Source organism: Sphingopyxis sp. Soil_C_28, from assembly GCF_057657055.1.
The window spans coordinates 520,707-533,749 of the sequence record NZ_JBDGJE010000004.1; the positions used below are offsets into that span (position 1 = coordinate 520,707).

Here is a 13,043-nt window from a genome sequence, read left to right on the forward strand (position 1 = left end):
GCTAGGGCCGGAAATCGGGTTGCCGGGCATCGACATAGCTATTCCAGGCCTCGCGCGTCGCAAAGTCGCCGCCACGGTCCCACGCTGCGCCGCTGTAATAGACGGAGGGCTGCCCGGGACGGACGCGCACGAGGATCAGATAATTGTCGGCATCCTCCGCAAAGCCCTCGAATGCCGCGGGCTCGACGATCACCGCCGCCGCCATCCGTCCCTTGTCGCCGTCGGCCGGTCCCCACCAGCTCATGCGCGCGCCAGCTTCGTCCTTCCGGACCTCACCGAGCTTTCCGCCGTTTATCGGACGTTTCGAAATGCCAATCCCGACGATCATCACGGCGTCGCTGCTCGATGCGAAAGTCGAGGTCATCCGGGTGAAATTCGTGCCTGCAGGCAATGTAAAGCGCCGCGTCTCGCGCACCGTGCGCAGCGTATCGACCGGCCATGGCTCATATTCGACGATAAAGTCGGCGATGTCGGGGCCCGACTGCAGGATGCGCGGCCGCACATAGTTGCGCGAGGTCCACAGCTTGTTGTCGTACCAGATGCCGAGCCCGCCGGTCCCGCGCCCGGTGCCGACATTGTAGAAATCGATTCCTTCGCCATGGTCGGCATGCTGGTCGCCGGTGCTGAGCTGGCGGTCCATGAAGGGCCAGCGGACGCGCTTTCCCCACGCATCGATGCCCGACGACGACGGCGGTTCGGCCTTTTCGAGCGCGCGGCCATAAATGCGATGCGCGATCCGGTCATTTTCCCAGAGCAGATCGTCGAAACGGTAATCGGCGATTGCGACCGCCGCGCGTGCCTTTTGTTCGCTGGTCGTGGCAGGGCGCAACGGCTTATGCTCCTGCGCGGCCGTCGGTGCGGCCAGCAGCACAAGCGCGAAGAACGCCCGCCGCATCACCAGCTCCACATCGTCCCGTCCTCAAGCCGGTTCACCGGCAGATAGGCGCGGGCATAGGGAAAGGATTCGGCGAGAGCTTCGTCGATATCGACCCCGAGCCCGGGCGCGTCGCCCGGGTGCAGCATGCCGTCGGAGAATCGCCAGGCGTGCGGAAAGACGGCGTCGGTCTCGGCCGTGTGGCGCATATATTCCTGAATGCCGAAATTGGGGATCGAAATGCCCAGATGCAGCGCCGCCGCCATCGTCACCGGCGACAGGTCGGTGGCGCCGTGGCAGCCGGTGCGGACCTGATACAGATCGGCGAGCGATGCGATCTGGCGCATATGGGTGATGCCGCCCGCGTGGAGCACGGTCGCGCGAATATAATCGATCAGCCGGTTTTCGATCAACGCCTTGCAGTCCCAGACCGACGAGAAAATCTCGCCGACCGCGAGCGGCGTCGTCGTGTGCTGGCGGATCAGGCGAAACGCATCCTGATCCTCGGCCGGGGTCGCATCCTCGATCCAGAAGGGCCGATAAGGCTCCAGATCCTTGCCGAGCCGCGCCGCCTCGATCGGCGTCAGCCGGTGGTGGACGTCGTGGAGCAGATGGACGTCCCACCCGAGCGCCTCGCGCGCCGCCGCGAACAATTCGGGCACGACGCGCATATATCTGGCGGTCGACCAGACATTCTCGGTCGGCAGGTCGTTGTCGGCGGGCTCGTAGAAATACCGGTCCGCGCCGACGCCATAGGTGGAGGCCATCCCGGGCACACCGCATTGCAGCCGGATCGCCTTATACCCCTGCCGCTGATAATCGAGCGCCGCCTCGATCGTGTTCTCGATCGTCGTTCCGTTGGCATGGCCGTAGACCATGCACCCCTCGCGCGCGGCGCCGCCGAGCAACTGATAGACGGGAAGTCCCGCGATCTTGCCCTTGATGTCCCACAGCGCCATGTCGACCGCAGCGATCGCCGCCATGGTCACCGGGCCGCGGCGCCAGTATGCGCCCTTGTAAAGATATTGCCAGATATCCTCGATGCGATGCGCATCGCGCCCGATCAGGCACGGGACGACATGCTCGGACAGATAGGCCGCGACCGCAAGCTCGCGACCGTTAAGCGTCGCGTCGCCAACGCCGGTCGTCCCGTCGTCGCATACGATCTTCAGCGTCGTGAAATTGCGGCCCGGCGATGTCGAAATCACCCGAGCTGACACGATCTTCGGCATTCCATCCCCTCTGGCCATATGGGCTAGTTGTGTGACAACCTTATTGACTTCTAACCGAAAAGGAAAGACATATGTCACCGGTGTCAAGGCGAAAAGCCGGGCCGGTTGACAAGGGAGAGGGTCTGACAATGCGAAGTGCGTGGCGCGTCATGACCGTGGCAAGCCTGTCCGCGGCCACGATGTTTTCAGGTCCCGCTTCGCTCGCCGCCGATCCGGCGGGTACAGCGCATCCCGATTTGTGGCCCGCGCGGACCGCTCCGGCCGCCGATCCGGTCATCGAAAAGCGAATCGACGCGCTGATCGTGGCGATGTCGCTCGAACAGAAGGTCGGCCAGATCATCCAGGGCGATATCGGCAGCACGACGCCCGAAGACGTTGCCCAATATCATCTCGGCTCGATCCTCAACGGCGGCAGCTCGTCGCCGGGTGGCGACGAATTCGGGCCGGCTTCGGCGTGGGTCACCGCGGCCGACGCCTATTATCAGGCGTCGATGCGCCCCAACGGGACGCTGCCGCGCATTCCGGTGATGTGGGGATCGGACGCGGTCCACGGCCATAATAATATCGTCGGCGCGACGCTGTTCCCGCACAATATCGGCCTGGGCGCGGCGCGAAATCCGGCGCTGATGGAAAAGATCGGGCAGGTCACCGCCATCGAGATGCGCGTCACCGGTCTCGACTGGACTTTCGCGCCGACGATCGCCGTCGCGCGCGACGACCGCTGGGGCCGCACCTATGAAAGCTTTGGCGAGGATCCGGCGATCGCGACAAGCTATGCCGCGGCGCTCGTCCACGGTCTGCAGGGGCGTCGCGGCGACGCCGACTGGCTGCGCGGCCCGCATATCATTGCCACCGCCAAACATTTTGTCGGCGATGGCGGCACCGCCGACGGACGCGACCGCGGCGATGCGAAGATCGCCGAAGCCGAGCTGATCCACCTCCACGCGCCCGCCTATGTCGCCGCGCTGGAGGCCGATGTGCAAAGCGTGATGGCAAGCTTTTCGGGATGGAATGGCGTCAAGATGCACGGCAACGCCAGCCTGCTCACGGGCGTCCTCAAGCAGCGCTGGGGATTCGACGGACTCGTCGTCGGCGACTGGGACGGGCATGCGAAGGTGCCGGGGTGCACGCCGACCGATTGCCCCGCCTCGATCGCCGCGGGGCTCGACATGTATATGGGCCCTGCGAGCTGGAAAGGACTTTATGCCTCGACGCTCGGCGCGGCGAAATCGGGCACGCTGCCGATGGCGCGCCTCGACGATGCCGTGCGCCGTATCCTGCGCGTCAAGCTGCGCGCCGGATTGTTCGAGGCAGGCAAACCGTCGGCGCGCGAATATGCCGGCCGGTACGAACTGCTCGGCGCAGCCGATCATCGCGCGGTCGCACGGGCGGCGGTGCAGGAATCGCTGGTCCTGCTCAAGAACAGAGGCGTGCTGCCACTCAAAACCGGTGCGCACATCCTCGTCGCGGGCGACGGCGCCGACGATGTCGCGAAACAATCGGGCGGCTGGACGCTGACATGGCAGGGCACGGGGACGAAGCCCGAGCATTTTCCCGGCGCGACCTCGATCTTCGCCGGGGTGCGCGAAACCATGACGGACGGCGGCGGCACCGCCACTCTGTCGGTCGATGGCAGCTTCACCACCAAGCCCGATGCTGCGATCGTCGTCTTCGGCGAGGACCCCTATGCCGAATTCCAGGGCGACCGCGCCGATATCTATTTCGACGATACGCGCGGCAGCCTCGACACGATAAAGCGCCTGAAGGCAGCGGCCATTCCCGTCGTCGCGGTCTTCCTTTCGGGCCGTCCGCTCTGGGTCAATCGCCATATCAACACCGCCGACGCCTTCGTCGCGGCGTGGCTGCCGGGGTCGGAGGGCGGCGGGGTCGCCGATGTCCTGTTCGGCAAGGTCGACTTCAAAGGCAAACTCCCCTTCTCATGGCCCGCCGACGCAAAGGGCGCGCCGCTCAATGTCGGCGACGCGGAATATAAGCCGCTCTACCCCTTCGGCTTTGGCCTGACGCTCGGCGACCGTGGCGCCGCGACGGCGCTTTCCGAAGATCCGGGCATCGCCGTCGACCAGCCGCTTATCGGCCCGATCTTCGCGCGCGGCCGCGCGGTGGGCACGCGACTGCTGCAAATCGATGGCGCAAACGACAGCCCGCAGGCGATCAGCGGCGCCGCTGACAATGGCGCGATCACGGTACGCCCGGTCGACCGCGACGCGCAGGAGGATGCGCGCGAAATCAGCTGGTCGGGCAAGTCGCGCGGGACGCTGATCGTCGCGAACCCGCGTGCCGCCGACCTGTCGGACGCGGGCCCGCTTGTGCTGACGCTCGACCTTCGGGTCGATCAGGCGCCGATCGCAACCGCAATGCTCGAACTGCGCTGCGGCCCCGGTTGCACCGCCCGGCTCGACATCGGCCCGCGCCTTGCTGCGATCGCCGGGCAAGGCTGGCAGACGCTGACGATTCCGCTTTCCTGCCTTTCCGCTGCGCGCATCGACCATGTCACCGCGCCCTTCGCACTTTCATCGAGCGCGCCAATGCGTCTCACCCTGTCTTCGATCGCCCTCGCCCCTGCAAAGGATATGACATGCCGCTGAGCCTCCTTGCCCTGATGACGACCGCCCCCGCCGCCGCGGTGACGCCAGCCGAGCCGGTGATGCCGCGACCCGCGACCATCCTTGCCCAGACACGCCGCGTCGCCGACTGGCAACTCGCCAACCGGACCAACTGGGCGACGATGCCCGCCGCGCGGAAGAGTGTTCAGGAAGTGCGCGACTGGCAGCAGGCGACCTTTTGGGTCGCGCTGACCGAACTGGCAAACCGCGACAAGACATATGCAAAGCCGCTACTCGACCTTGGCCGTGCCGAGAAATGGCAGCTCGGCGACCTCGCCTATCACGCCGACGATCAGTTGATAGGGCAAGCGTGGCTGTGGGCGGCACGCAAGGGTGCGGGCAAGGGTGCGATCGCGCCGACGAAGGCCTATTTCGACAACGTCCTCGCCAATCGTCCGACGATCGGCCTTGAATTCATCCCCGTCGCGCCGGGCAAGGGCACGTCGAAATGCACCGACCGCTGGTGCTGGTGCGATGCGCTGTTCATGGCGCCGCCGACCTTGTTGCGGCTGACGAAGGCGACCGGCGACAGCCGCTATGCCGACTTTGCGCACGAGGAATTCAAGGCGGCGACCGACTATCTCTTCGACCCGTCGGAGCAGCTCTATTTTCGCGACAGCCGCTTTTTCGACATGCGCGACAGCAAGGGGCGCAAACTGTTCTGGAGCCGCGGCAATGGCTGGGTGATGGGCGGTCTCGTGCGGATGCTGCAGGTGATGGACAAGAAAGATCCGAAGCGGCCGGTCTATGAGAAATTGTTCAAGGATATGTCGGCCAAACTCCTCACGCTGCAAAAGGCCGACGGCTATTGGCCGGCATCGCTGCTCGACCAGGATCCGGGCACACCGCCCGAATCGAGCGGCACCGCCTTCTTCACCTATGCCTTTGCGTGGGGCGTCGACAACGGTCTTCTCGACCGCAACATCTATGAACCGGCGGCGGTGCGCGGCTGGCATGCGCTGCAAGGCGCGGTACAGCCCGACGGGATGCTCGGCTGGGTCCAGCAGGTCGGCGATCGCCCCGACAGCGTGTCGGCCAAAGAAACGCAATTTTACGGAAGCGGCGCTTACCTGCTGGCCGGCACCGCGATGTACGACCTGTCGAAAAAACGCATAAACCATTGATATAAAGATGGGAAATACCAACCACCGACGCTGAATCCGGCTTGAATCCAGCCAATTGACTCCCCTTTCTATAGTTGTCATACATTTTGCCAGTTGTATGACATCTAAAATTGACACCGGTATCAGCCGGGCACCGCCATCGGCAGCGATGGCGTCAAAAAGGAGAGGGAAATGAAGTCACGATCGGCCTTGCCGACCCGCTCGGCGCTGCTGGCATCGGCCGCGCTTTTCGCCGCCCTGCCCGCGCAGGCGCAGGATGCGCCCGCGGATGTCGCGAGCGAGCAGAGTTCGGCGGTCGATGGCGGCGATGAAATTCTCGTCACAGGAACCCGGGCAACGCAGCGCAGTTCGATCGAATTCAAACGCGCTGCCGACGTCGTCGTCGATGGCCTCGTCAGCGACGAGATCGGCGCGACCCCCGATAATTCGGTCGGCGACACGCTCGAACGCATCGTGGGCGTCTCGGCCGACCGCTTCAAGGGCAACGCCAACGAGCTTTCGGTGCGCGGCCTCGGCCCGACTTTGAGCTTCTCGACATTCAACGGTCGCGAGGTCTCGACTGCAGGCCCGGACCGTTCGGTTGCCTTCCAGCAATTCCCGTCCGAACTCGTCAATGGCGTCCTCGTCTATAAGACCCAGCGCGCCGATTTCCTCGAAGGCGGCGTCGGCGGGATCATCGAACTCAAATCGATGAAGCCGCTCGACTATGGCAAGCGCCGCATCCAGTTCGAAGTGCGGGGCGATTTCCAGCCGCAGGACAATGACGTCTATCAGCACGACGGCCTCGGCTATCGCGCCAACTTTTCCTATACCGACCAGTTCTCGACCGGCCTCGGCGATATCGGCGTCTCGATCGGCTACCAGCGACAGGACACGACCGCGCCCGAGGATTATTACAACGCCAATTCGACCTTCCAGCTCTGCAATACGTCGGCGAACAATCCCTTTCAGCTGACCGGAACGACCGCCGTCCAGACGGGGGCCGGCGCCAACCAGAATTGCACCTTCGCCGCCGGACCACGCAGCGTCGGCACGCCCCCCGTGTTGGTCGGCGAAACGCGCGGCGAGGCCTATTTCGCCAATTCATCGCGCAGCTTCCGTACCCAGACGACGTCCGAGGTCCGCGACGGGCTGATCGGCGCGATCCAGTGGCGCCCGTCGTCCGATTTCGAAATTTCGCTCGACGGCCAATATTCGAAGCGCGCAAGCCTCGAGGACCGCAATGTCCTCGGCATCACCGAAGGGCTGCGCGGCGTCCAGCCGCTGATCATCGGCAACGGCGGCAACGGCTATTCGCCCGGCGCGCTGATCAGCTATCGCGGCAATTCGAACCTCGAAAATCAGCTCGAGACGCGCCAGCGCAACGAGGAGTATCTGGGTGGCGGTCTCAGCCTGATCTGGTCGCCCGACCGCTGGAACATCGCCTTCGACGCCTCCTATTCGAACAGCCATCGGACCGAGACGCAAAAGCAGACGCGCATGCGTTCGACCCGCCGCGTTGGCTATACGCTGAGCTATGAGGACGACGACGTCGTGCCGGTGGTTGAATTCGACAATTTCGACATCACTGACCCCAACCTCTTTCTCGCCACCGCGAACAATGCGGTCTACGCCCGCAACCGTTTCGTCACCGACCGCAAGGACCGGATATGGGCGGCGCGGCTCGACATCGACCGCGAGCTCGACGGCTTCATCACCGGAATCAAGTTCGGCGGGCGCGTGTCGGACCACCACCGCACCAACGACAATGCGCGCAACAACGACCTGAACACGATCCCGGGAACCCCGGCGCAGGTCACCGCGCTGATCACGCAGGCGAACCAGAACTGCCGCGTGCCGTTCACCACCACCAGCTATATGAAGGGCATGGGTACGAACGTCACCAAATGGGCGACCTTCGACAATGACTGCCTGTTCCGCACCTTTGCCGGCAGCGACGATGCGCTTCCCTATCCCGCCGACGGCCGCGACCCGAGCGACATCGACGTCACCGAGCGTATCTATGCCGCCTATGCGATGGCCAATTTCGAATCCGAGATGGGCAGCGTGCCGTTCAGCGGCAATGTCGGGCTGCGCTGGGTCAAGACCGACATCACCTCGGTCGGTTTCCGCCAGCCGTATCGCATCGTCATCGACACGCCCGGCGACAGCTATACGGTCAGCGTCGACCCGACCGGCCAGCTCCAGACCAACACCGCCAAGGGCGGCTATGATTATTTCCTGCCGTCGGCGAACATCGCCTTCGAACTGTCGCAACAGGTCAAGCTGCGCCTCGCCGCCTATCGCGCGATTGCGCGGTCAGGCATCGAAAGCTTCGGCGCCGGCGTGAATCTCAACCCCTCGACCGGAACGGGGGTGGGCAACATCATCTTCAACGCGACGACGGGCAACCCGAACCTCAAGCCGCTGCGCGCGTGGAACCTCGACGCCAGCCTCGAACTTTATGCGTCGAAGGATACGCTGATCTCGGTCGCAGGCTATTATAAATGGGCGAAGGGCACCGTCATCGGCCGGTCCGAACCCATCCCGACCGACATCACCGTCACGACGATCCGCGATGGCGGCGCGCCGGTGACCGAAACCTTCACGATCAATCCGGTCGCGCCGTCGAACGATCTTGAAACGCGGCACCTCTATGGCGTCGAAGCGACCGCGAGCCATGCCTTCACCTGGCTGCCCGATCCGCTCGACGGCTTCGGCGTTCAGGGATCGGTCAACCGCGCCTTCGCCAATTTCGAATATCCCGACACCTCGCCGATCGCCGCCTATGTCGATCCCGCGAACCTCGTCGGGTTGTCGAAATGGACCGCGAGCGGGTCGGTGTGGTTCGAAAAATGGGGCCTCTCGCTCCGCGCGAACCTTCGCTACCGCTCAGGCTATTACAAGCCTAACGGCGGCACCAACCGCGAGATCCGCGGCGGGACCTATCTCAACCTGTCGGCCCAGTACGACCTCACCAAAAATGTCCAGCTCAAGCTGCAGGCGCTCAACGTCACGAACACACAGGATATCATGGTCAAGGGCGGATACGACAGCATCGCCGAGGTGTCGCGCAGCGGCCCGCAATATTTCTTCGGCTTCCGGGTCCGCCTGTGAAGCCAGCGACTTTAGCCCCAATCCCTTGGGCTATCCTGGCCGCCGCCGCGTTCTTTCCGTCCGCGGCGGCGGCTTTTTCCTCTGCTCCCCCGCCGCCGGTCTGCGATGCGAGCGATGGCTATTCGACCGCCTTCGACGGCCGCCGCACCTTCACGCTGCGCCCGGCAGATCTTAAAGCGATCAAGGCCGCGCTTCCGACCGACGCGGCGATCGGCGCCGCCTATCGCGACCTGATCGCCCGCGCCGACAAGGTGCTCGCGACAAAGCCCGCCTCGGTGATGGACAAGCGCAGCATCCCCGTATCGGGCGACCGCCATGATTATGTCAGTCTCGCGCGTTACTGGTGGCCGAACCCCGCCAATCCCAAGGGGGCGTACATTCGCCGCGACGGCGACACCAATCCCGACATCGAAAGCAATCGCTTCGACCGCGCCGCGCTCAGCCGCATGGCGCGCGACGCCGATACGCTGTCGCTTGCCTATTATTACAGCGACGAGCGCAAATATGCCGACGCCGCCGCACGCGTGATCCGCACCTGGTTCCTCGATCCCGCGACGGCGATGAACCCGAACATGAATTTTGCGCAGGCGGTGCCCGGCGTATCGAACGGCCGCGCCGAGGGGGTGCTCGACGGCGCCAGCTTCATTGCGGTGATCGACGCCGCGGGTCTGCTTGCACCGTCGGGCGCACTGACGGCGACAGAGACGACCACGCTTGAAGGTTGGTTTTCGCGCTATGTCGACTGGATGCTGAAGAGCCCCAACGGCAAGGCAGAGGGCAAGGCGTCGAACAACCACGGCCTTTGGTACGATGCACAGGTCGCGCGCTTTGCACTGTTTGCGCGGCGGCCCGACGTCGCACGCAAGATCGTCGCCGCCTTCCCGAAGGGGCGGATCGCGCAGCAGATCGACGCATCGGGCGCGCTGCCTGCTGAACTCGGCCGCACGCGCAGCTTTCATTATTCGCTTTATGCCCTCGACGCCGCCTACACCGTCGCCGACAGCGCGGCGTGCCTCGGCGTCGACCTGTATCGCGCCGAAGAAAAAAGTCGCTCGCTCCGCAAGGCGACCGACTATCTCGCCGCCTATCGCGGCCGCGCCGCAGACTGGCCGCACAAGGAACAAGGCTGGCCCGCCGGCATGCTCGACGAGCTGCTCGTCCGCGCCGACACCGCCTGGGGTTCGGGGGCCTATCCGCGGAGCGCGAGCGGCGACCTGTTGCTGCGCTATCGCACCCCCTAAAAGGACCGACGATGATCGCGCGCCGTTCCCTGCTCCTCACCGCGCTGCTCGCCGGACCCGCGGCATGGGGGCGCCCGCGATCCGGTACGATCGATATCCGCGCCATCGAGCGCCGCCGTCTCTTGCCGCAAGCCGATGCGCTGCTCGCGACCGCGCCGCGCACTATTGCCGCCATCCCGGCGCCGCGCAGTCCGGCGGGACCGCAGGATTATTATTCCGAAGGCGATTATTGGTGGCCCGATCCAGCGAATCCCGGCGGCGCCTATGTCCGCCGTGACGGCCGTTCGAACCCCGACAAGTTCGACGGTCACCGCGACGCGCTGATCGCCTTCGGGCGCACGGTTCCTGCGCTCGCAGCGCTGTGGGATCTCACCGGCGAAGCGCGTTTTGCCGACGCCGCGTTGCGCCACCTCCACGCATGGTTCGTCGATCCGAACACGCGGATAAACCCGAACCTCAACCATGCGCAGGCGATCATCGGGGTGAACAAAGGCCGGGCCATCGGCGTGATCGATACGCTGCAAATCGTCGAAGTCGCGCGCGCCGCCGCGCTCTTCGCGCGCAAGGATGCGCCGGGCTATGCCGCTATAAGCGCGGGGGTCGATGGCTGGTTCGCCGATTATCTGGGCTGGCTGACTACGTCGCCTTTCGGCATCGCCGAACGCGATGAAAGGAACAACCACGGCACCTGCTGGCTGCTGCAGGCGGCATCTTTCGCGGCGCTGCTCGCTCGCGACGACATATTCGATGATGCGCGCGCCCGGCTGAAGACCGTCATCGTCCCGACGCAGATCGAACCCGACGGCCGCCAGCCACTCGAACTCGCGCGCACCAAGCCCTATGCCTATTCGCTCTTCAACCTCGACGTGCTTACGGCCTCGGCGTGGCTGCTCGGCGGCCGCGAACTGATTGGCTGGACGACGCCCGACGGCCGCTCGATCGGCGGCGCGATCGCGTGGATGGCGCAATTCATCGCCGACAAGGCGAATTGGCCGCTGCCGCCCGACGTGGAATATTTCGGCGGCTTCCCGGTCCGCCACCCCAGCCTGCTTTTTGGTGGCCTCGCGCAGAAACGCTCTGATTGGATAAATCTGTGGCAACGGTTGAACCCGGACCCAGCCATCGGCGAGGTCGTGCGCAATTTCCCCGTCCGCCAACCCTTGCTCTGGCTCTAAGGGTCAGTTGCGATTGCCGACCAGCCCGCGCGCGATCACCTGCGCCTGAATCTCGGCCGCGCCCTCAAAGATGTTGAGGATGCGCGCGTCGCACAGCACGCGGCTGATCTCATATTCGAGCGCATAGCCGTTGCCGCCGTGAATCTGCAGGCTCGCATCGGCATTCGACCACGCCGCGCGTGCGGCGAGCAGCTTCGCCATCCCCGCCTCGATATCGCAACGCTTGCCGCTGTCCTTCGCGCGCGCCGCGGCATAGCTCAGCTCGCGCGCGGTGACGAAATCGACGAGGCTCATCGCGAGCTTGTCGGCAACGCGCGGGAAGTGCACGATCGCCTGTCCGAACTGCTTGCGTGTCGTCGCATAATCGAGCCCCAGCTCCAGCGCGCGCCGTGCCACGCCCACCGCGCGCGCCGCGGTCTGGATTCGCGCGCCCTCGAAGGTGCGCATGAGCTGCTTGAACCCCTGCCCCTCTTCGCCGCCGAGCAACGCATCGCCAGGCGCCGTCATCGCGTCGAACTGCAGCGCATATTCACGCATCCCGCGATAGCCGAGCACCTCGATCTCGCTTCCGCTCATGCCGTCGGCGGGGAATGGATCAGCCTCGGTTGCACGCGGCTTTGGCACCAACAGCATCGACAGTCCGGCATAGCCTTTCGCATCGGGAAGCGTGCGCGCGAGCAAAGTCATCAGATCCGAGCGCGCGGCGTGCGTGATCCAGTTTTTCGCGCCGTCGATCGTCCAATCGCCATTTTCATCGCGCCGCGCGCGGGTCTGGAGCGACCCGAGGTCCGATCCGACATCGGGCTCGGTGAACACCGCGGTCGGCAGCACCTCTCCGCTGGCGATCCGCGGCAGCCACCCGGCCTTTTGCGCCTCGGTACCGCCCATCGCGATCAGTTCGCCCGCGATCTCCGACCGCGTGCCGAGCGAGCCGGCGCCGATCCAGCCGCGCGACAATTCCTCGGTGACGATGCACATCACCAGCTTCGACAGGCCCAACCCGCCAAATTCCTCCGGAATGCAAACGCCAAAGGTGCCGAGATCGGCCATCGCCTGCACCGTCGCGTCGGGGATCAGGTCGTTCGCAAGGTGCCAGCGATGTGCATGGGGGATGATCTCGGCATCGGTGAAGCGGCGGAACTGATCGCGAATCGAATTGAGATCGGCGTCGTGCAGCGTCTCGCTCGGCCAATGACCCGATGCGAGCGACGCCGCGACGTCGGCGCGCGCCGCTGCATGATCGGCTTCGATCAGATCGGTGCACGCGCGCGCCAACGCCTGCGCCGCCGCCGTCAGCCCCAGATCGCTCGGGCGGAAAATCTCATTCTGCCCCATCGGCAGCCCGCCGACGAGCTGGCCGATTCCTTCGGCAAAAGCCAGCGTGGCAATCTGTTGATCGATCGGGTTCGAGTCGCGACCGGACTCGTACCAGTTCAGCACCGCCTCCAGCGCCGCGACCGTCGTTGCAACCCACGCGAAGCCATGGGCGGCGCGTTGCTCGCGGTCGATCGGCGCCTGCGCCAGCCGGGCGGCCAACGCCGCCTCGGCCGCTGCGCGATACGTCTCGGCGGCGTTCAGCGCGGCACGAAGATCGGCCATGGTCAGGCGGCGCGTTCGAAGATCGCGGCGATGCCCTGACCGCCGCCGATGCACATTGTCTCGAGCCCGTAACGCCCG

Annotated in this window: 8 protein-coding genes; 5 read left to right on the plus strand and 3 right to left on the minus strand. The window is 65.1% G+C overall.

The features are described 5' to 3' along the window. Position 1 precedes the first annotated feature (1 nt). Together AC3A43_RS19800 and manD are read right to left on the minus strand one after the other, a co-directional pair. Complete coding sequence (locus AC3A43_RS19800) at positions 2–895, minus strand: DUF4861 family protein (RefSeq protein ID WP_487794282.1); 894 nt, start codon at positions 893–895, stop codon at positions 2–4. Next, positions 895–2,106: a D-mannonate dehydratase ManD gene (gene manD / locus AC3A43_RS19805; RefSeq protein WP_487794283.1), complete on the minus strand. Its 1,212-nt coding sequence runs from the start codon at positions 2,104–2,106 to the stop codon at positions 895–897. Before manD ends, AC3A43_RS19800 begins: the two co-directional genes overlap by 1 nt. A gap of 128 nt (positions 2,107–2,234) precedes the next feature. On the opposite strand from manD, the gene AC3A43_RS19810 reads away from it, so the two are divergent. From AC3A43_RS19810 to AC3A43_RS19830, 5 genes are all read left to right on the plus strand, one after another. Beyond that, a complete protein-coding gene (locus tag AC3A43_RS19810; protein WP_487794284.1) occupies positions 2,235–4,712 on the plus strand; it encodes a glycoside hydrolase family 3 protein in 2,478 nt (825 codons plus the stop codon). Continuing rightward, positions 4,703–5,854, plus strand: coding sequence for a glycoside hydrolase family 88/105 protein (locus AC3A43_RS19815; protein WP_487794285.1), 1,152 nt, complete (start codon positions 4,703–4,705; stop codon positions 5,852–5,854). The genes AC3A43_RS19810 and AC3A43_RS19815 overlap by 10 nt, the downstream gene beginning before the upstream one ends. A 171-nt stretch (positions 5,855–6,025) precedes the next feature. Further along, positions 6,026–8,950, plus strand: a complete 2,925-nt coding sequence (locus tag AC3A43_RS19820; RefSeq protein WP_487794286.1) for a TonB-dependent receptor — start codon at positions 6,026–6,028, stop codon at positions 8,948–8,950. Continuing rightward, positions 8,947–10,191, plus strand: a complete 1,245-nt coding sequence (locus AC3A43_RS19825; RefSeq protein ID WP_487794287.1) for an alginate lyase family protein — start codon at positions 8,947–8,949, stop codon at positions 10,189–10,191. The genes AC3A43_RS19820 and AC3A43_RS19825 overlap by 4 nt, the downstream gene beginning before the upstream one ends. An 11-nt stretch (positions 10,192–10,202) precedes the next feature. Continuing rightward, a complete protein-coding gene (locus AC3A43_RS19830; RefSeq protein WP_487794288.1) occupies positions 10,203–11,366 on the plus strand; it encodes an alginate lyase family protein in 1,164 nt (387 codons plus the stop codon). Positions 11,367–11,369: 3 nt separating this feature from the next. On the opposite strand, the gene AC3A43_RS19835 is transcribed toward AC3A43_RS19830, so the two are convergent. Continuing rightward, positions 11,370–12,965 (minus strand): acyl-CoA dehydrogenase family protein, encoded by a 1,596-nt coding sequence (locus AC3A43_RS19835; protein WP_487794302.1) that lies wholly within the window; start codon positions 12,963–12,965, stop codon positions 11,370–11,372. Positions 12,966–13,043: the final 78 nt, after the last annotated feature.